Origin of the sequence: Paenibacillus taichungensis (assembly GCF_047302525.1) — a bacterium.
Lineage (GTDB): Bacteria > Bacillota > Bacilli > Paenibacillales > Paenibacillaceae > Paenibacillus > Paenibacillus taichungensis_B.
Map to the genome: position 1 here is coordinate 2,524,125 of NZ_CP168020.1, position 18,735 is coordinate 2,542,859.

Annotated in this window: 19 protein-coding genes; 13 read left to right on the forward strand and 6 right to left on the reverse strand. The window is 45.9% G+C overall.

Annotation, left to right across the window (positions count from 1 at the left end):
* Positions 1–18: 18 nt before the first annotated feature.
* Positions 19–417: an Asp23/Gls24 family envelope stress response protein gene (locus ACDJ58_RS11725; protein ID WP_053782092.1), complete on the forward strand. Its 399-nt coding sequence runs from the start codon at positions 19–21 to the stop codon at positions 415–417.
* 77 nt (positions 418–494) lie between these two features.
* Here ACDJ58_RS11725 and ACDJ58_RS11730 read toward each other — a convergent pair whose 3' ends face one another.
* The gene (locus ACDJ58_RS11730) at positions 495–1,340 is read right to left on the reverse strand and encodes an AraC family transcriptional regulator (RefSeq protein WP_413378059.1); all 846 of its coding nucleotides are present in this window, start codon (positions 1,338–1,340) and stop codon (positions 495–497) included.
* A 203-nt stretch (positions 1,341–1,543) separates the two neighbouring features.
* Here ACDJ58_RS11730 and ACDJ58_RS11735 point away from each other — a divergent pair, with 203 nt between their 5' ends.
* From ACDJ58_RS11735 to ACDJ58_RS11745, 3 genes are all read left to right on the forward strand, one after another.
* Positions 1,544–2,548 carry an aldo/keto reductase gene (locus ACDJ58_RS11735; RefSeq protein ID WP_413378061.1) on the forward strand — a complete coding sequence of 335 codons (1,005 nt, stop codon included), beginning with the start codon at positions 1,544–1,546 and terminating at the stop codon, positions 2,546–2,548.
* A 346-nt stretch (positions 2,549–2,894) separates the two neighbouring features.
* Positions 2,895–4,436: an acyl-CoA synthetase gene (locus ACDJ58_RS11740; RefSeq protein ID WP_413379616.1), complete on the forward strand. Its 1,542-nt coding sequence runs from the start codon at positions 2,895–2,897 to the stop codon at positions 4,434–4,436.
* 51 nt (positions 4,437–4,487) lie between these two features.
* Positions 4,488–5,732 carry an aminopeptidase gene (locus ACDJ58_RS11745; RefSeq protein WP_413378063.1) on the forward strand — a complete coding sequence of 415 codons (1,245 nt, stop codon included), beginning with the start codon at positions 4,488–4,490 and terminating at the stop codon, positions 5,730–5,732.
* 94 nt (positions 5,733–5,826) lie between these two features.
* On the opposite strand, the gene ACDJ58_RS11750 is transcribed toward ACDJ58_RS11745, so the two are convergent.
* Together ACDJ58_RS11750 and ACDJ58_RS11755 are read right to left on the reverse strand one after the other, a co-directional pair.
* Positions 5,827–6,291 carry an AraC family transcriptional regulator gene (locus ACDJ58_RS11750; protein WP_413378065.1) on the reverse strand — a complete coding sequence of 155 codons (465 nt, stop codon included), beginning with the start codon at positions 6,289–6,291 and terminating at the stop codon, positions 5,827–5,829.
* 278 nt (positions 6,292–6,569) lie between these two features.
* Positions 6,570–7,202 (reverse strand): nitroreductase family protein, encoded by a 633-nt coding sequence (locus ACDJ58_RS11755; protein WP_413378067.1) that lies wholly within the window; start codon positions 7,200–7,202, stop codon positions 6,570–6,572.
* Positions 7,203–7,332: 130 nt separating this feature from the next.
* Between ACDJ58_RS11755 and ACDJ58_RS11760 the strand changes: the two genes are divergently transcribed.
* Positions 7,333–7,572 (forward strand): hypothetical protein, encoded by a 240-nt coding sequence (locus ACDJ58_RS11760; RefSeq protein ID WP_413378069.1) that lies wholly within the window; start codon positions 7,333–7,335, stop codon positions 7,570–7,572.
* A 163-nt stretch (positions 7,573–7,735) separates the two neighbouring features.
* On the opposite strand, the gene ACDJ58_RS11765 is transcribed toward ACDJ58_RS11760, so the two are convergent.
* Positions 7,736–8,512: a D-alanyl-D-alanine carboxypeptidase family protein gene (locus ACDJ58_RS11765; protein ID WP_413378071.1), complete on the reverse strand. Its 777-nt coding sequence runs from the start codon at positions 8,510–8,512 to the stop codon at positions 7,736–7,738.
* A gap of 245 nt (positions 8,513–8,757) precedes the next feature.
* Positions 8,758–9,120, reverse strand: a complete 363-nt coding sequence (locus ACDJ58_RS11770) for an iron-sulfur cluster biosynthesis family protein (protein ID WP_413378073.1) — start codon at positions 9,118–9,120, stop codon at positions 8,758–8,760.
* Positions 9,121–9,287: 167 nt separating this feature from the next.
* Between ACDJ58_RS11770 and ACDJ58_RS11775 the strand changes: the two genes are divergently transcribed.
* The 7 genes from ACDJ58_RS11775 to ACDJ58_RS11805 all read left to right on the forward strand — a co-directional run bounded on the left by ACDJ58_RS11775 (position 9,288) and on the right by ACDJ58_RS11805 (position 16,089).
* Positions 9,288–9,872: a TetR/AcrR family transcriptional regulator gene (locus ACDJ58_RS11775; RefSeq protein WP_413378075.1), complete on the forward strand. Its 585-nt coding sequence runs from the start codon at positions 9,288–9,290 to the stop codon at positions 9,870–9,872.
* A gap of 129 nt (positions 9,873–10,001) precedes the next feature.
* Positions 10,002–10,451, forward strand: a complete 450-nt coding sequence (locus ACDJ58_RS11780; protein ID WP_413378077.1) for a nuclear transport factor 2 family protein — start codon at positions 10,002–10,004, stop codon at positions 10,449–10,451.
* A complete protein-coding gene (locus ACDJ58_RS11785) occupies positions 10,438–11,283 on the forward strand; it encodes an NmrA family NAD(P)-binding protein (RefSeq protein WP_413378079.1) in 846 nt (281 codons plus the stop codon). Before ACDJ58_RS11780 ends, ACDJ58_RS11785 begins: the two co-directional genes overlap by 14 nt.
* A 234-nt stretch (positions 11,284–11,517) precedes the next feature.
* Positions 11,518–12,561, forward strand: coding sequence for an ABC transporter ATP-binding protein (locus ACDJ58_RS11790; protein ID WP_413378081.1), 1,044 nt, complete (start codon positions 11,518–11,520; stop codon positions 12,559–12,561).
* Entirely contained in the window at positions 12,554–14,068 is a 1,515-nt protein-coding gene (gene opuFB, locus ACDJ58_RS11795) for an osmoprotectant update ABC transporter permease/substrate-binding subunit OpuFB (protein ID WP_413378083.1), read from the forward strand. Before ACDJ58_RS11790 ends, opuFB begins: the two co-directional genes overlap by 8 nt.
* A gap of 39 nt (positions 14,069–14,107) precedes the next feature.
* On the forward strand, positions 14,108–15,451 hold the full coding sequence (locus ACDJ58_RS11800; RefSeq protein ID WP_413378085.1) for a dihydrolipoyl dehydrogenase family protein: 1,344 nt from the start codon (positions 14,108–14,110) through the stop codon (positions 15,449–15,451).
* A 29-nt stretch (positions 15,452–15,480) separates the two neighbouring features.
* Positions 15,481–16,089 carry a DUF1349 domain-containing protein gene (locus ACDJ58_RS11805; protein WP_413378087.1) on the forward strand — a complete coding sequence of 203 codons (609 nt, stop codon included), beginning with the start codon at positions 15,481–15,483 and terminating at the stop codon, positions 16,087–16,089.
* A gap of 199 nt (positions 16,090–16,288) precedes the next feature.
* Here ACDJ58_RS11805 and ACDJ58_RS11810 read toward each other — a convergent pair whose 3' ends face one another.
* The gene (locus ACDJ58_RS11810; protein ID WP_413379618.1) at positions 16,289–16,762 is read right to left on the reverse strand and encodes an SET domain-containing protein; all 474 of its coding nucleotides are present in this window, start codon (positions 16,760–16,762) and stop codon (positions 16,289–16,291) included.
* 245 nt (positions 16,763–17,007) lie between these two features.
* Between ACDJ58_RS11810 and ACDJ58_RS11815 the strand changes: the two genes are divergently transcribed.
* Positions 17,008–18,564, forward strand: a complete 1,557-nt coding sequence (locus tag ACDJ58_RS11815) for an ABC-F family ATP-binding cassette domain-containing protein (RefSeq protein ID WP_379435121.1) — start codon at positions 17,008–17,010, stop codon at positions 18,562–18,564.
* The last annotated feature ends 171 nt before the right edge of the window (positions 18,565–18,735 follow it).

Below are 18,735 nucleotides of genomic sequence, written 5' to 3' on the forward strand. Positions count from 1 at the left end.
ATAGAAGGAGTGGAAATCATGTCTGAAATCATCCCACAACCATACACTGAACCTGAGTATATTGAGCCACAATCTGTTCAAATGGGCGCCATTCATATTTCCAACGATGTAGTATCCAAAATTGTCGGCATGGCCGCTCAGACTACAGAGGGAATATCCTCCATGTCTGTTGGTCTTACCGAAGGAATCGCCAAGAGCATCAGCGGAAAGAGCTTGCAAAAAGGGATTGACGTTGCGATAAAAGATGACCAGGCATCTATCCAACTGCGAATCAATGTTCAATTTGGCAAAAAGATGCATGAAGTCTGTCAGGAACTTCAACATAATGTGCAGCAAGCTGTCGAGCAATTAACAGGCATTATGGTGAATGAAATTAAAGTTCAAGTGGTAGGCGTGACTATGCAGGAGCAAGTTTAAAGCAGAACGAACGAATGGAATTCAGCCATAAGCAGGTAGTGATATCCTGTGTAACAATACAAAACAGCACTTTCCCATTAGCTGCATAAATGGGAAGGTGCTGTTTTGTGTTTGCGATAATACGTAGGGGCTTCGCCCATAACTTTTTTGAACATTTTCGAGAAAAGCAGCTGGTCGGCATATCCAACGGAACGGGAGATATCCCCAATGGTCAAAGCCGGGTCCAGCGTCAGCTCAGCCGCCCTGCGCATGCGGTAATTGACCAGATAAGACTGAATGCTGGTGCCCATCTTGTCTTTGAAGAGGGAACACAAGTAACTGCGCTGCAAGCCAACATGAGACGCAATGGACTGTACTGTGATGGTATTGGCATAATTAATCTCAATGAAATCCATCACCTGAGTGACATAAGTTTCTTTCGTATAATCCTGGAACGGAATAGGTCTGTCCTCACTGGCCCGGTCAATCAAAATGGAGAAAAACTGAAAGAGCAATCCCGTCATGCTGATCTCCCATCCCTTATGGGTGTTGCGAGAGCTAATCATGCGGTGCAGACAGGAACGAATCTCATCATCGTCATTACCCATCTCAAAGATCGGATGGTGCTCAGACAGGCAAGCCTGCTGTAATAACGAAGGGCAGGTGCTTCCTTGGAAAGCAACCCAGCTATACTCCCACGGATCATCCTGATCTGCTTCATAATGAACGACAGAATGGGGGACGATCAGGAATCCCTGGCCTTTACGCAGCGTAACCTTTTTGCCTCCGACTTCGAAGGTACCTTTGCCGTCCAAAATGTAATGGATTTTGTAATAATCCCGCATGGCCGGGCCGAAATGGTGACCGGGTGCGCAAGCTTCTGTGCCGTAATGAAGGAGCTGCAGCTCCTGAAAGTGATTGTTTTTGCACATATACGTAATCAAGGCTATTCACTCCTGTTATGAGGTCGTTATACCTTGCATTTTAACATATAAAAGGTGAAAAGGGATCGTTTTATAAATATCATTTGATGAAGATACCAATCATTTTTCCATATCGTTGTAGTGAAATGCCATATCGTTTTACATGGAAAGTGTCTAAGATGAAAGGGTATTCAATAACTTTTACAGGAAAAGAGAGATAAACCATGCCTTATACTGCGAGTGAACAACGATACAGTGAAATGAAGTATGCACGCTCTGGCAAAACCGGAATTAAACTGCCGCAAATAGCACTAGGCTTATGGCAGAACTTCGGTGGAAACCGCACCCTGGATATTCAGGAAGAGATGATCCTGCGCGCATTCGATCTGGGAATTAACCATTTCGACTTGGCCAACAACTATGGACCACCTCCGGGATCAGCTGAAGAGAATTTTGGTGTCATTCTCAAAAAACATCTGCGTCCTTACCGCGACGAACTGCTTATCTCAACTAAGGCAGGTTATCATATGTGGAACGGTCCATACGGCGAATGGGGTTCTCGCAAAAACCTGATTGCCAGTCTGGACCAAAGTCTCAGCAGGATGGGACTGGATTACGTAGATATTTTCTATCATCACCGTCCAGATCCGGAGACACCGCTCGAAGAAACGATGACTGCGCTGGATCATATCGTTAGACAGGGTAAAGCTCTGTATGTGGGCTTGTCCAACTATGATGCCGAACAGACCAAAGAAGCAGTTACTATTTTGCGTCGTCTCGGAACACCTTGTCTGGTTCACCAGCCAAACTATTCGATGTTGAATCGCTGGATTGAGGATGGATTGCAGGATGTGCTGGATGAGCACGGCGTAGGATCGATCGCATTCTGTCCGCTTGGTCGCGGACAGTTGACGAATAAATATGTGGACAAGATCAAGGAAGAGCGGGCCAATCCAACAGGAAATCTAAGAAAAGAAGCCTATACGGACGAACGGATCGCCAAGTTCGAAGCACTTCAGGCGGTTGCCGAACGTAGAGGTCAAACGATCTCCCAATTGGCACTGAACTGGATTTTGCGTGGCAACCGAGTTACTTCTGCTCTGATCGGCGCAAGCCGTGTGTCCCAGATCGAAGAAAACGTAGCCGCCCTTCAGGCATCAGACCTGACGACAGAAGAGCTGAATGAAATCGAAAGCATCTTGGATGGCATCGGAAACTACGCTTGGTAAGATTGTAACGCAGAGATACGACTCTGGAAATTCAGAGTCATGTCTACAATGATTAAATCAATCTATATGTTATAGATATGTTGGGATAACTAAGGTGTCTTCCTGTAGTCGGGAGGACACTTTTTTTGTCTTACTTATCTTCTTTATATGTAGAGATAAACCTTTTAGAGCTTCGTCTTAATTGACCTGTGTTTATTTTTTTTCTTAAACTATTTCATATCATAGCACCAGGTCCTAGGATTTAGGGTATAATATATAGATGCTATACATTTGAAATATGAAGGAGAGGCTCCATTTGAATTTTCAACAGTGGATTTCGCCTGAAACCTATAACCTGACATCCGAGATGGAGAATCACCCGTCGGATCGGGTTGCACTTAGATGGCTGAGCGATCATAAAGAATTGGAAGAGATCACTTATGGTGAGTTATTGAAGCAGGCAAATCGTCTTGCTGGAGGCTTGCGTGATCTTGGTTTGGAGAAGGGCGACCGGGTGCTGGTCATGGTACCACGCCGAATTATTGCCTATGTCATATACATTGCCTGCCTGAAACTGGGCATTGCTGTTATTCCTTCTTCCGAAATGCTGCGTGCGAAAGATCTGGAGTATCGTCTTCGGCATTCCGAGGCCCGGGCTGTCATTGTCTGGTCCGAGACGACTGCTGAAGTTGAAAAGATAAATGCAGATCTGCCAGCATTGGCACATCGCATCGTTGCATCACCAAATGGTGATGATAGCGTACCTGGAGAAGGCTGGGTCAATGTACACCAGTTAATGCAAGGCCAATCCGATACGATGGCTGCAGTGGAAACACATCGTGACGATATGGCTATTCTCGCATATACCTCCGGTACGACTGGCAATCCAAAAGGCGTAGTACATAGTCATGGTTGGGGGTATGCCCATCTGCGGATCGCTTCATCGTTATGGCTGGATATTCAGCCTTCGGATACGGTATGGGCAACGGCTGCACCTGGGTGGCAAAAATGGATCTGGAGTCCGTTTCTGTCCGTGCTTGGAAGAGGGGCGACCGGACTGGTTTATAATGGATCATTCCAACCCAAACGTTATCTGGAACTGTTGCAGGAGCATCAGATCAACGTCTTGTGCTGTACGCCGACGGAATATCGGTTAATGGCCAAAACAGACGATCTGGGTCACCATGATCTGTCCGCACTGCGCAGCGCCGTGTCTGCTGGTGAGCCATTGAATCAGGAAGTAATTGAAATTTTCCAGCGTCACTTTGACCTGACGATCCGGGACGGATATGGACAAACCGAGAGCACGCTGCTGATCGGCAGTTTAAAGGAGGCTCCCGTACGAATCGGTTCTATGGGGCAGTCCATTACACCAGGCCTCATTGAGATCATCAATGAAGAGGGACAACCTGTACCTGCAGGTGAGGTAGGAGATATTGCGGTGCATAAGGATATGCCAGCCTTGTTCCGTGCTTATTATCAGGATGAGGGACGGAAGGAAGCGAATCAGCGTGGGGATTATTTTGTAACAGGTGACCGCGCACGTAAAGACGAAGAAGGCTACTTCTGGTTTGAAGGCCGCAGTGACGATATCATCATCAGCTCAGGTTACACGATTGGACCGTTCGAGGTGGAAGAAGCGTTGATGAAACACGCCAGCGTGAAGGAATGCGCCGTTGTTGCAAGTCCCGATGAGATCCGTGGTAACGTAGTGAAAGCATTTGTAGTACTGAGAGACGAGTCTCTCGCATCACCAGAACTGGCGCGTGAACTACAAAACCATGTGAAGGAATGGACAGCACCCTACAAATATCCACGCAAAATCGAGTTTGTAGCTGATCTGCCGAAAACAAACTCCGGAAAAATCCGCCGGATCGAGCTGCGTGAGCAAGAAAAACGCAAGGTTTAAATAATTTTGCAGCAATAGTCATTCAAATATGAATCAGGAGTGAACACAACCATGAGTAATTTTGAACAAACCTTTGAAAAATCGTTGGAACAATACGCAGAGCTGGTTGTCAAAGTCGGCGTAAATATTCAGAAAGGACAGGATCTGCTCGTAACGGCACCCATCGAAACATTGGAATTCACCCGTCTGATCGTGCAAAAAGCGTATGCGGCTGGCGCCAAGTATGTACAGGTTGATTTTGATGATGACGATATTACACGCAGTCGTTTTGAACATGGCTCCGATGACAGCTTCGATTATTACCCGGCCTGGAAGGCGGAAATGATGGAGAAGTTTGCCGAAGCAGGTGGCGCTACTCTCACGATCAAAGTACCTGACCCTGAATTGTACAAAGGCATCAATTCCGACAACGTTTCGCGTGCAACCAAAGCGGCGGCTCATGCACGTCGCGGATATTCGAAATATACGCGTAACCACGAAATTAGCTGGTGTCTGATCAAAGCGCCAACCAAGGCGTGGGCGAACAAAGTGTTTGCCGACATTCCAGAGGAAGATCGCATTAACGTTATGTGGGAAACCATCTTCAAAATGAACCGTGTCGATGGCGGAGATGCTGTACAGAACTGGAAAAAACATCTGGACACTCTGAATGCCATGAGTGATTTGCTGAACAAGAAAAATTATAAAAGCCTGCACTACCGCGCACCAGGAACGGATTTGAAAATCGAGCTGGTGAACAACCATATCTGGGGTGGCGGCGGTGGAGAAAACAAGCAAGGTGTGTATACCGTTGCGAACATGCCGACAGAAGAAGTATTTACAATGCCGAAGCGCAGTGGAGTCAACGGATTCGTCAGCAGCACGATGCCGCTGAACCTGAATGGACAACTTGTAGACCAGATGAGAATTACGTTCAAGGATGGACAGGTCGTTGCTTTTACAGCATCTTCGGGTGAAGAGCATCTGAAAAACCTGTTTGCCACTGATGAAGGTGCACGTTATCTTGGCGAAGTGGCCTTGGTGCCGCATGATTCCCCAATCTCCAACTTGAATCGTATTTTCTATAATACCGGCATAGATGAGAATGCATCCTGCCATCTGGCCGTCGGAAGTGCATATCCATTCAACATGAAGGATGGTACGACGATGTCTAACGAGGAATTGCTGAAACATGAATGTAACGTCAGTCTGACCCATGTGGACTTTATGATCGGCTCCGCAGAGCTCGACATTGATGGTGAGTTGCAGGATGGTACGGTGGAACCTGTATTCCGCAAGGGAAACTGGGCATTTTAATTGGTGAAAAACGGAAACGGAAATAAGTAATAAACAAAGGCGACTTCAACGTTGAAGTCGCTTTTTTGTTATGGCATCCACAAATATGGCTGATTTAAAGCGGCTTAACCGGTACACATATTTCGCAAAAATCCAGAAGAAGGAGATCACCAGCATACCTTTCCAAAATGGGTTTGTTGTCCATGATATAACCATTGCTCTGCAAATATGGGAAAATCTCGGTCCAGGCTTGCTTCACATCTTCTGCTGTATGTTTGACTTTGCAAACCAGATATTGCCCGCCATGAAGTTCAGCTTCTTCAAGTTGTGAAGTCGACTCATCCAGGCAGTAATCCTCTGATATGACAATACAAGCATCATACCTGCATTGAGAGGGTAGGGCGGTTTCCGGGTTATCCTGCGGAATGCCGAACAAGATAGTCGACTTTGTAAGCAGTCCTTTGGATCTTGCCCAGGTCTTTAATGTTTCCATCGCGTGGCTGTTAGCAGGACCATACGGACCCACTTGTCGTACATAAGCAATCCGGGATGTTGGCAGGGTTTCGATGTGGAATTCCATTAGTTTTCATTCCTTTCGTTACGGTTATGGGTTACATTTCGAATGCTATCATGGTATAAAAAAATATTCATATGTATTTTTGGAAAAAGATAGATTGGTTTGACTAGAGCTGTGAGTGAAGGCTAAGCCAGTCGGAAGGCGAATCCTGATAAGGCTGTGAACGAAGTTGACGTGTGATTTCTTTATTCTGGGAAAATAGGAAAGAGGCCGATGATCTGATCATCGACCTCTCTTTCGTAATGGAATGAGTGAAAAGTTACGGATGTCACATTCCCAAGTTATTCGGCATGCATTTTGTTAAAGCTGACATATTCGTTAATCGGTTTGCGGTATCCGCGCGGACGTTGTTTGGCGTCTGACTTTTTGCCGATTGTAATCAGCATGGCAGGTACATAATGGTCGGGAATATCCAAGCAACGTTGCAACTCTTCAGCATCGAAGCCAATCATGGGGCAGGTGTCCCAACCACGATCCTGAGCGATCAGCATCAATTGCATCGCTGACAGGCTGGCATTACGAATTGCATCTTCCCGCTGGAAGAACCTTCCCCGCGTTTCGTAAAATTCGATGACGCTCTTCGATTCTTGCTCGTATTGGAACGGAGTAAGCGCGCCAAGATTCAGCAGGCCCTCATTAATCGTGCGGATGTGATGGTGTGCGTTGACATCGCCGAGGACAACAATGACCGCAGAGGCGGTTTTAACTTTATATTGCTGTGAAGCTTCATAGACTTTTTCTTTCTGAGCCGGGTCCGTCAGCACAAGATAGTGCGTATGCTGGAGGTTAAAGGCGGAAGGTGCGAATTTGTTCAGGGCAAACATTTCTTGCAGTTCCGACTCTGGAATCTCAATTCCTTCTTCAAAAATAATGGCCGATCTGCGGTTTTTGACCAGATTCTCCAATTCACTCATGGTAGTTTCCCTCGCTTATGTATGGTTTATAAACTGACTATAACACACTAGGTTACTTTATGTAAGTATTATTTTTGAATAAGACAAGATCTGCCTGCCATACGATAAAATAAAACAGATGAGGTGATTCATGAAAACATTCATCACAAGGTACAGGGCTGGAAAGTCGCGAAATGAATTTCAGGTATACGTCATCGAATCCTCCACGTTGAAACGTTTTTTGGTGGTAGAGATGGTATTGGGTACCCTCGCTTACAATGTTGCGCTTTATCTGTTTCATAATGCACTTCTTGCTGGCGTTGGTTCCTGGGCGGGAACGGAAAGCGTGAAAAGGCTGCCTGTCGTTTTCAGGAAGATTGTAGGTCCTTAAACTATGACAGAGTGTTATTTGCTGATGAATTATGTAGGTGTAGAAGTGATGCAGGAATGAAAGGCCCGATACCGGGCCCCGTCCTTTATAGTTCAGTTTGCTTTTTTACATACTATAGTCATAAGAGTGGAACGGACGTTTTTATCGTACAGATTCCTTGTGTTTATTTGGCGCGCTCCAGGTATTTTTCGAGTGTAAGGTTCTGGCTCGTAATTTCCCCAGCAATATATACGCCAACATAACGCACATGCCATGGCTCATAAGAGTAGCCTGTCAGTTTCTCCTGATCTTTGCCATAACGAATGATAAATCCGTATTTATGTGCATTGGCTTTCAGCCATTTGCCTTCTTTGGTGTTTCCAAAGCTTTGTTGCAAATCATATCCCGCTGATGCGCTGGAGATATCCATAGCGAGACCGGTCTGATGTTCACTTTGTCCAGGACGAGCACTGGTTTTATTGGCAACGGCTTCGCCTTTGATACTTGCATTACGGTCAAAAATGGATTTTTGGGTGGCATAAGAGCGATAACCGGACACGGCTTTGATATCAATGCCGTCTTTTTTTGCTGCTGCGAACAAGTTCTCGATTGCGGTAGCAGCCACTTTACGCATTTGCTTTTTCGGACTGGAGCCGGAGAAGCTAAATGGAATGTTAGGAACAACAAGATCCTGAGGGGCATAGGTTGAAGGCAAGTTTCTCTTTTTATTCACTAGCACAACCGTGCTTGATAGATTCGTTACCGTTGCCAGACCGCTGCTGCTCGTTTTGATTGTGCGACCAGGTGCATTATCATGCAGGAATTGAGTGAAGCTGGAGCTGGCAGCAGATGCGACCGGGTTCAGCTCTTTAGTGAAGGGCAGCGTTGTGAATGCTGAGCCTGCTACGACAGAACCTATAAGTATCGTGGATACGATGGATTTACGTGTAAAAGATTTCATGATGTGTGTTCCTCCTCGGGTTATATCAATCTCGTACTTTTGCTATATACCGAGTATACTAGAGGATTATATCCATAGGTTCTCCAATTGTTTCCGAGTTGTAAACAAAGTTTGCTAGATTCATAGCTTTTAATTGTCTGACGAGGAAAAGAGCACAAAAAAAGACTCTGCACCCTTTGTGCAAAGTCTTTCTGTATACATATAGGCGCATCAAAGGCTCATTATTTCAGCCACGAATCTTTGGATTACAGCTCGCATGAAACAGAATTGCCGGAGCTACCGGCAGCCACTGCGCGGGCATCCCGAACACGGACATTGCTGCTGAGTACACCGGAATCACTGCTTAATTTGAATGAAGGATAGTTGGGTTCCGTGTCTAGCTTCATGTGCTGCTCCAGATTTAACTGTTGCTTCGGATCGACATAGAACGGCACCAGATTGGTTTCAATTTGTACATCCAGAGTTTCGGGTTCATCCACGATCAGTATGGCGATAATTCCGTTACAGCCACAACCTTCCATGTCATAGATCACTTTGAAATAACCGGGCTGATCATTCAGTCTTTCAGTTAATCGCGCAGCAGCCAAATCTGTAATTTGAATATGCATATCGCTACACTCCTTTATATGTTGGCATGATCGTAATGGTAAATGAATTAATTTAACTTCTATTGTCATTATACCACTTTGCCAAAAATCAAAGCATTTATTTTCTTGACTGATCAGTCTGGAAAAGTGTATTCTTTACTTAAGCAAGCGGGAGGTGAGGTCTGAAATTGGGAAGAGCCAAGGAGTTTGACACGGAAAGTGTTCTAAGGAAAGCCACGGCTGTATTTGGAGCCTATGGTTATGAAGGTACTTCGTTGACCGTACTGCTGAATGAGCTTGGTATTGCACGGCAAAGTTTGTATGACACCTATGGAACCAAGCATGATTTATTTGTCTCTGCCCTGAAATTTTATATCCAGCAGAAAACAGAGGCGGGTATTCGGCTGTTGAATGAATGCACGAGTGTGCGGCAGGGGATGGAACAGCTTTTCAACGAAGCCGTTAACGTATTGAGTGACGAGGGGCGTCGCAATGAATGTTTTATCATCAATAGCGCCGTCGAACAGGCACCTCAAAATCATGAAATTGCCGACTTTATTCAAGCGAACAACAAGCGAATGGAAGATATTTTTCTTGCGGCGCTAATCCGTGGGAATAAAAACGGTGAATTTAACCATGCCGAGGATGAATTGCCCGGTATTGCCCGTTTTCTGAATTATTCCCGTCTGTCATTGACCTTCACAGCCAAGAGCGGTGCCAGTACAGAAGTGCTGCGGGAGCTAGTGCGTACGACATTAAGAGTTATGAATTAATGGCAGTATATGAGCAAGGATTATTGTTGGATTTCTGAAAATGAACGCTTAGGGCGTTTATTTTTTCACTATTTTAGACTGATCAGTCTGGAAAAAGAACACAAAGCAAACCGAAGGAGGAAGTGACATATGAAACATTCTTATCAGATGGAAGCCGGCAATGATATGCCACAACGTATTATGCACGGATTTACTCAATTACTGCTGGATGGAGAGCTGGATCAGTGGGTGGAGTTATATGCGACAGAAGCTGTCTTCGAATTCCCTTATTCCCCGCCAGGGTTCCCTAAGAAGTTGGAAGGCAAAGCTGCAATTGCGAATCATGTACATGATCTTATGAGGATGATTGAAATCCAGCAGTTTTCTGAACCGGTGATTCTGGCTGATCACGCGAAACAACAGTTTGTGGCCGAGTTCACGTGTGAGGGGCGTTCCCTGGTCACAGGTAAACCGTATAACCAAACCTACATCTCTGTAGTGAGCCATCAGAACGGCAAGATTACACATTATAAAGACTATTGGAATCCGATCGTAGTTCTCGAATCGGACTTAGGAGGAAATGAAAATGATCAACGATAAACCTTTAACCCTGATTACAGGAGCGAATGGAAAGACAGGAAGCCGGGTTGTGGCCATGCTTCAGAAGCACCACTATCCGGTGCGTCTGGCAGGGAGAAAAAAACCATCTGATTCTGGTGACAACTATGTCTACTTTGATTGGTATGATTCAACCACTTACGGTTCAGCGCTAAAAAATGTGGATCAAGTGTACCTTGTCGTGCCAGTCATGGACATGCACCCGGAAGCCGTAATGATTCCGTTCATCAAGGAAGCGTTATGGAGCGGCGTTAAACGATTCGTCTTGCTTGGCAGTGCTTCCGTTGATGAAGACGGACCTATATTTGGCAAAGTACATCAAAGCTTGAAGGAGCTTGCTCCCGAGTGGACTGTACTACAGCCTTCCTATTTTATGGAGAACTTTACAGAAGGACCGCATCGGGAGACGATGAAGCAGTTCGGGAAAATCTACAGTGCTACTGGTGACGGTAAAATTGGTTTTGTCAGCGCAGATGATATCGCAGCAGTTGCCTTCCATGCTCTGACAGATGTGGTCCCCCATAATACAGCTCATATCATTACGGGGCCGGAGACATTATCTTATGGCCAAGTTGCTGGTATGTTCAGTCGTTTACTGGATAAGTCCATACAGCATGAATCTTTATCAGATGCAGAACTGAGGAACAGCATGATTCAGGCGGGAATGTCAGAAGATTACGCCACGGCTCTGGCAGGACTGGATGTATTCATCCGGGAGGAAGGAAGAGAAGATCAAACGACGGAAACGGTACTTAAAGTCACAGGGCAAAGCCCGGTTTCTCTGGAGCAATTTATTAGGCAGCATATGCAATGAGGGAAATGATATAAGAATTATTATAAAAATATTGGAAGCTAATCCTGCTGAATAACATGAAGACGGTGCCTGAGGCCCGTCTTTTTTGCTGGTTGTTCAACCTTTGGAGGTATCCGTTCGTATTCCGATTTCTACAGAAACAACAATACCCCAGTCCAGCACGGTGATTATATGTGTACGCTTTTGGGGAAATAGATGAGAATGAATGTTTGATAAAAGGAGAGAAGAGAACGGATGATTCAGTTCGAAAATGTATCCAAGCAATACCCTGATGGAACCCATGCTCTGCGTCAGGTTAATCTCAACATTAATAAGGGAGAGCTGTTTGTCATGATTGGTCCGAGCGGTTGCGGCAAAACCACAATGCTCAAAATGATCAATCGCCTGATCGAACGGACAGATGGAACCGTACGAATTAACGGACGGCCTATTGATGAATATAACATTCATGAATTGCGTTGGAATATCGGATATGTGCTGCAACAGATTGCACTGTTCCCACATATGACGATTGCCGAAAATATTGCGGTTGTTCCTGAACTCCGAAAGTGGAAGTCAGAGCAAATCAAGGAGCGCGTACATACTTTGCTGGACATGGTCGGACTAAAAGGTACCACATACAGTGATCGCAAGCCTGCTGAGCTATCTGGTGGACAACAACAGAGAATCGGTGTATTGCGCGCACTCGCTGCCGATCCCGAAATTGTACTGATGGATGAACCGTTCAGTGCACTTGACCCGATGAGCCGCGAGAAATTACAGGACGATATTCTGGATATTCAGCGTCAGATGAAGAAGACGATTGTGTTTGTTACCCATGATATTCAGGAAGCGATGAAGCTGGGTGATCGTATCTGCATCATGAAGGATGGGCAAGTATTACAGGTGGGCACCCCGGAAGAACTAATCCAGCAGCCAGCGAATGAATTTGTACGTGACTTTGTTGGCAGTTCTGGTCCGGATAGGAGTTCACAGCCTATATCTGGTGGGGGAGACCCGATGTATGAATTACGAGCGGCCACTGGCGAACAAGAACGACTGAATTCAATATTTGATCTTGAATCGATCATGTCCCCGCTCTCACCCGGGCATGTGCCGAAGTCAGCCAAAACGGCTGTTCCTGTATCGATTACGCTGCCGGAATTTGTGGAAATCATGGCTTCTCATGATCATCTACTGGTCGAGAAAGAACACCAGATTATAGGCCAGGTCAGTCGAGCCGATCTGATCCGGTACTGGTCCGGTCAGCTGCAGGAACGGGGTGATGGACATGAGTAAATTTACGGAGGTGTTCAGTGAGCGCAAAGGACAGTTGTTGTCTGCCCTCCTTGAGCATATTCAGATCTCATTTATCGCGTTGTTCTTTGCCGTTCTGATCGCTATCCCGCTTGGCATTTATCTGACACGCAAGCCAAGAGTAGCTGAGCCGATTATTGGGGTTACAGCAGTATTGCAAACGATCCCGTCACTGGCCCTTCTCGGATTGCTCATTCCGTTATTCGGCATTGGTACACTTCCTGCGATTATTGCGCTTGTAGTGTATGCCCTGCTTCCGGTACTCCGCAACACGTATACTGGCATATCGGAAGTTGATCCTTCCATGGTCGAAGCAGCGAATGCGATGGGCATGAACAGTCGTCAACGTCTGACCAAAGTGGAGCTGCCACTTGCGATGCCTGTCATTATGGCAGGCATTCGTACCGCAATGGTTCTGATTGTAGGTACAGCAACGCTTGCAGCCCTGATTGGTGCTGGAGGTCTGGGTGAACTCATTTTGCTTGGTATTGATCGAAATGATACTGCATTGATTATTCTGGGAGCCATCCCGGCCGCATTGCTCGCCATTTTGTTTGATGTGCTGCTCCGCCAGTTCCAACGTTTATCGTTCAAGAAAACGCTGGTCACTCTCGGAACACTCGCTCTGGTGGCTGTTCTGGTAATCACGATTCCTGGGCTCTCCCGTGGAGGGCAAAAAGATCTGGTTATTGCTGGAAAGCTGGGTGCCGAACCGGAGATTCTGATTAATATCTACAAATTACTCATTGAAAAAGATACCGATCTGAAGGTTGAATTGAAACCAGGATTGGGAAAAACCGCATTTCTGTTCAATGCACTGAAATCAGGTGATATTGATATTTATCCGGAATTTACGGGTACCGCCATATCTGAGTTTATGAAGGAAACCGCAGTCAGCACTGATCGCACAGAAGTGTATGAACAGGCAAGAGACGGGATGTTGAGCCAGTTCAATATGGTTCTTCTGAACCCGATGGATTACAACAATACGTATACGTTGGCTGTGCCTCAGAAGGTTGCGGATCAGTATAATCTGAAGACTATATCAGATCTCAAGTCAGTGCAGCAGCAGATTAAGGCAGGATTCACACTGGAATTCTCTGATCGGGAAGACGGATATGTTGGAATTCAGAAGAAGTATGGCATCAAATTCCCGAACGTAGCCACAATGGAACCGAAACTACGTTATTCAGCCGTTCAGCGTGGAGATATCAATTTGCTGGATGCTTACTCCACAGACAGTGAATTGAGACAGTATAAACTCGTTGTGCTGGAGGATGATCAGGAATTGTTCCCGCCATATCAGGGAGCACCGATGCTCCGCAAAGAAAAAGCAGACCAATATCCGCAGCTGGTGGAGCTACTGAATCAACTTGCAGGTCGTATCACGGATGATGAGATGCGCCAAATGAATTACGAAGTGAACGTTAATGGAGCGATTCCAGAACAAGTTGCAACGGATTATCTGCAAAAAGCAGGGTTATTATAGCTTGATATTTACGGTTATACATGAAGAGGAGGAACTAACATGACACAAACTTATGATCTGATCGCGATTGGAACCGGGAGCGCTGCAAGCTCAGTTATATCCCGCTGTGCCGAAGCCGGATGGAAAATTGCCGTGATTGATGAACGAGAGTTTGGCGGAACCTGTGCATTACGGGGCTGTGATCCCAAAAAAGTACTTGCAGGAGCTGCTGAACTTGTCGACTGGAATGAACGAATGAAGGGCAAAGGAGTGGACGGTAACGCCTCTATTCAGTGGTCGGAACTTATGGCGTTCAAGCGAACATTTACGGAGAGTATTCCGAGAGCTAGCGAGGATAAGTTCAAACAGGCCGGGATGCATACGTTTCATGGCAAGGCTTCTTTCGTCGACGAAGATCACATTCGTGTAGGGGAAGAAGTACTGCAGGGGAAACATATTCTAATCGCAACAGGTGCGCGTCCGGCGCCACTACCTATTGATGGTGCAGAGCATCTGAAATATAGCGATGATTTTCTTGATCTGGAACAGCTGCCGGATAAATTGGTTCTGGTAGGTGGAGGTTACATTGCTTTTGAATTTGCACATATTGCGGCCAGAGCTGGCACGGAAGTTCATATTATTCATCGAGGTGAAGAGCCGCTGGAACAGTTTGATTCGGAGCTGGTGGACTTACTGCTGCAAAAATCCGAGGAAGTAGGCATTCACGTGCACTTGAATGCGGAAGTGAAGGCGATTCGTCAGCAGGGCAACGCATATGTGGTTAGTGGAACACGCAATGGGGCTGATCATCAATGGCAGTGTGGACTTGTCGTCCACGGAGCAGGGCGTATTCCAAATGTAGATGGGCTTGAACTGGAGAAGGGAAATGTCAGTTATACAAAAAAAGGCATCTCCGTTAATGAGTACTTGCAAAGCGAAAGCAATCCAAGAGTCTATGCGGCTGGCGATGTTACCGCAACGGAAGGGCTTCCGTTGACTCCGCTCGCAGGGCAGGAATCACGTGCAGTATTCTTGAATCTGCTTGAAGGCAATCAGAACAAACCTAATTATAAAGTAATGCCCTCAATTGTATTTACCGTGCCATCCCTGGGTTCTGTAGGTCTTACTGTGGAGCAGGCCAAAAAAGAGGGCTACGAGGTGAAGGTAAATGACATGTCGAAATGGTATACTTATAAACGTACGAATGAAAAATTTGCCATGGCCAAAGTTGTAATCGATAAGGCAACAGGGCGTATCTTGGGTGCCCATGTGTTGGGTGGCAAAACAGAAGAACTGATTAACCTGTTCGCAATGGCAATTCAGTTCGATTTGACGACCGATCAGTTAATCACCATGAATTTTGCATATCCTACAGCCGCATCGGATATGGGCTCTTTATTTTAATGTGATGGTGTGGAAGGAAGGGAAGAATCATGTCAGCTAATTTTCATCGGATTCATGATGCCGAGTGGACAACCGAACCGGTTCAAGCGCGGACGGAAGGTGACCGTCTGATTGTGGAGGCACAGGAGGGCAGTGACTTCTGGGAGAAGACCTTCTATGGTTTCTGTCATCAGAATGGACATGCCATGCTTGCTCCATGGGACGGAACTAAGGCAATCGAAGTATCATTTGATCTGAGTTCATTCACGGAATTGTATGATCAGGCAGGGTTAATGCTCTGGCATGGACAGGATCAATGGATCAAGGCGGGGGTTGAAGTAAATGACGGCGTGGCTCATGTAGGGGCGGTCGTAACGGATCGGTTTTCCGATTGGTCGCTCTCACCTGTACCGGAGTGGGGTGGACGCATCGTTACCATTCGGGCTTCATACCATGACGAAGCCGTGGTTATTCGTGCTCGCACGGATGAGCATCCTTGGCGTACCATTCGGGTCGCGAGGTTTGCCTATCCGACGAACAAGCAAGCAGGACCGTTTCTCTGTTCTCCGAAGCGTGCCGGGTTCGAGGTTGCATTTACCAAATGGAAATTGACTGAACCGGATCAGGATCTGCACACAGACCCTCCCATTGCCGATTAAGATGGGTTTGGTTGGGAAATGTGACCCTATCGCAACAAACGAAAACAAGCAAGTCTTTCTTGGTGGAGGACTTGCTTGTTTTCGTTTGCATTAGGCAGCGCCATAGGTTAATTTATCAAGCCTTCAACGATTATGGTGAGGCTTATTTGAATTTTTTTCACATGAAGTTGCAATACTGTTGTCGTTTATCCTCAAGGTCTTATTTGCTTGAGTCCGTATCCTTGGAGTCAGATTCGATGCCATCAGCATCCTTTTCACCATCATTTGTTTCGTTAAACTCACGCATACGTTCTTCGTAATCATCCAGAAACCATAATGGGTCCATGCTATCTTCCTCGCCATTATAATTAATCAATACTTCTTCGCCGGCTTTGATATCTGTATAAGCATAGAAGTCAAAAGTGTGGTTTTCGAAGTTGATATCATAGGTGGCGTTAGGCTCGTAGGAATGATTGATCAAACTGCCATAGCCCAGCAGGATAGCCGTATGATTGGCTCCGTATTCGAATACGTAATCTTCGAGAATTGTTTTCTCAACATGTTCGTGGTCTTCATTTGGATAAGGGACAACTGGAGCCTGATGGATCAGCTGACCTTTTGGAATGTCTACGGTTGCAAATACGCCGCGGTTAAATTCGCCATCACCCAATTTGGATTGTTTCACTTCAATCATGATTTTCACCTGATGCTCTCCAAGAGAGCTCCATTCTTATAGTAGTAAGTCGTTTAAGGAAAAATTTTAACTCATCCATACCTATAAGGCAAATGCCATTGATATCAGTTTGAGTGGATCAGGGGTCAAAACGAAGGACATTTCATCGAAAAATGGTGCTATATTTACAATAGGGCGTTGAGTTGTGCATGATATAACGCTTATAATATACAAAGAATTAAGTCTATATAGAAAAGGTGTCATGAATGAGCATATTAAATGTCGAAAAATTAAGTCATGGTTTTGGTGACCGTGCTATCTTTAACAACGTTTCTTTCCGCCTCCTGAAAGGCGAACATATTGGTCTGATCGGGGCTAATGGTGAGGGTAAATCAACCTTCATGAACATTATTACGGGTAAACTCCAGCCGGATGAAGGTAAAGTGGAGTGGTCCAAACGCATGCGTGTCGGATACTTGGATCAGCACGCTGTGTTGAGCAAGGGACAATCCATTCGTGATGTCCTTCGTGGTGCGTTCCAGTATTTGTTCGACATGGAACAAGAAATGAATGATATGTATGGCAAGATGGGCGATGTAACTCCGGAGGAATTGGAACAGCTGCTGGAGGATGTAGGTACGATTCAGGATACGCTGACTAACCAGGATTTCTACATGATTGATGCCAAAGTCGACGAGACAGCACGCGGTCTGGGTCTAACCGATATCGGTCTGGACAAGGACGTTAACGACCTTAGTGGTGGACAACGTACGAAGGTATTGCTTGCCAAGCTGCTGCTTGAAAAACCGGATATTCTGCTCCTGGATGAGCCTACGAACTATCTGGATGAATTGCATATCGAATGGCTGAAACGCTATTTGCAGGAATATGAGAATGCCTTTATTCTGATCTCGCATGATATCCCGTTCCTGAACAGTGTAATTAACTTGATCTATCACATGGAAAATCAGGATCTTACCCGTTATGTGGGTGATTATAGTCACTTCCAGGAAGTCCATGAGATGAAAAAACAGCAGCTGGAGTCGGCGTATAAGCGTCAACAACAGGAAATTGCTGATCTCAAGGACTTTGTGGCCCGGAACAAGGCAAGTGTGGCTACACGCAACATGGCGATGTCCAGACAGAAGAAATTGGACAAGATGGATGTCATCGAAATCGCCAAGGAAAAACCGAAACCACAGTTCAATTTCCGTGATGCCAGAACGTCCGGCAAGCTCATTTTCGAAACAAAAGGTCTTGTCATTGGATACAATGAGCCGTTGTCGAGACCACTGGACCTGCGTATGGAGCGTGGTCAGAAGATCGCTCTCGTTGGTGCGAACGGTATCGGTAAAACAACGCTGATGCGCAGCATTCTGGGCGAGATTCAGGCTTTGGAAGGAACCGTTCAGCGCGGTGAACATCTGGAGATTGGATATTTCCAACAAGAGATGAAGGATGCGAACTACAATACCTGTATCGAAGAGATCTGGCAGGAGTTCCCTTCCTATACCCAATTTGAAGTGCGTGCTGCACTCGCAAAATGCGGACTGACTACCAAGCATATTGAGAGCAAGGTCGCGGTACTGAGCGGTGGCGAGAAAGCCAAAGTTCGTCTCTGCAAACTGATCAATAACGAAACAAATCTGCTCGTACTCGATGAGCCGACGAACCATTTGGACGTTGATGCGAAGGATGAATTGAAACGCGCACTCAAAGCTTATAAAGGCAGTATTCTGCTAATCTCTCACGAACCTGAATTCTATCGTGATGTGGTTACGGAGACATGGAATTGTGAGTCGTGGACAACGAAGGTATTTTAAAGTAATATGGGCGAGTTTGCGAACAAACTCGAACGATGATACAAGGCGCGTATTTTGCTTGCGTAGCAGGCGGAATACGCGTTTTTTTGCATGTTACAGCGAAAAATGTCCGAGCTGAGTTAATGGTTGACAGCTTCAAATACGTAATCATATAATTCGAGAAAGCGATTA

Bases quoted from the DNA above. Each gene is read 5' to 3' on its own strand.
- ACDJ58_RS11725 (WP_053782092.1), top strand. From the start codon at position 19: ATGTCTGAAATCATCCCACAACCATACACTGAACCTGAGTATATTGAG.
- ACDJ58_RS11735 (WP_413378061.1), top strand. From the start codon at position 1,544: ATGCCTTATACTGCGAGTGAACAACGATACAGTGAAATGAAGTATGCA.
- ACDJ58_RS11740 (WP_413379616.1), top strand. From the start codon at position 2,895: ATGGAGAATCACCCGTCGGATCGGGTTGCACTTAGATGGCTGAGCGAT.
- ACDJ58_RS11745 (WP_413378063.1), top strand. From the start codon at position 4,488: ATGAGTAATTTTGAACAAACCTTTGAAAAATCGTTGGAACAATACGCA.
- ACDJ58_RS11750 (WP_413378065.1), bottom strand. From the start codon at position 6,291: ATGGAATTCCACATCGAAACCCTGCCAACATCCCGGATTGCTTATGTA.
- ACDJ58_RS11755 (WP_413378067.1), bottom strand. From the start codon at position 7,202: ATGAGTGAATTGGAGAATCTGGTCAAAAACCGCAGATCGGCCATTATT.
- ACDJ58_RS11760 (WP_413378069.1), top strand. From the start codon at position 7,333: ATGAAAACATTCATCACAAGGTACAGGGCTGGAAAGTCGCGAAATGAA.
- ACDJ58_RS11765 (WP_413378071.1), bottom strand. From the start codon at position 8,512: ATGAAATCTTTTACACGTAAATCCATCGTATCCACGATACTTATAGGT.
- ACDJ58_RS11770 (WP_413378073.1), bottom strand. From the start codon at position 9,120: ATGCATATTCAAATTACAGATTTGGCTGCTGCGCGATTAACTGAAAGA.
- ACDJ58_RS11780 (WP_413378077.1), top strand. From the start codon at position 10,002: ATGAAACATTCTTATCAGATGGAAGCCGGCAATGATATGCCACAACGT.
- ACDJ58_RS11785 (WP_413378079.1), top strand. From the start codon at position 10,438: ATGATCAACGATAAACCTTTAACCCTGATTACAGGAGCGAATGGAAAG.
- ACDJ58_RS11790 (WP_413378081.1), top strand. From the start codon at position 11,518: ATGATTCAGTTCGAAAATGTATCCAAGCAATACCCTGATGGAACCCAT.
- opuFB (WP_413378083.1), top strand. From the start codon at position 12,554: ATGAGTAAATTTACGGAGGTGTTCAGTGAGCGCAAAGGACAGTTGTTG.
- ACDJ58_RS11800 (WP_413378085.1), top strand. From the start codon at position 14,108: ATGACACAAACTTATGATCTGATCGCGATTGGAACCGGGAGCGCTGCA.
- ACDJ58_RS11805 (WP_413378087.1), top strand. From the start codon at position 15,481: ATGTCAGCTAATTTTCATCGGATTCATGATGCCGAGTGGACAACCGAA.
- ACDJ58_RS11810 (WP_413379618.1), bottom strand. From the start codon at position 16,762: ATGATTGAAGTGAAACAATCCAAATTGGGTGATGGCGAATTTAACCGC.
- ACDJ58_RS11815 (WP_379435121.1), top strand. From the start codon at position 17,008: ATGAGCATATTAAATGTCGAAAAATTAAGTCATGGTTTTGGTGACCGT.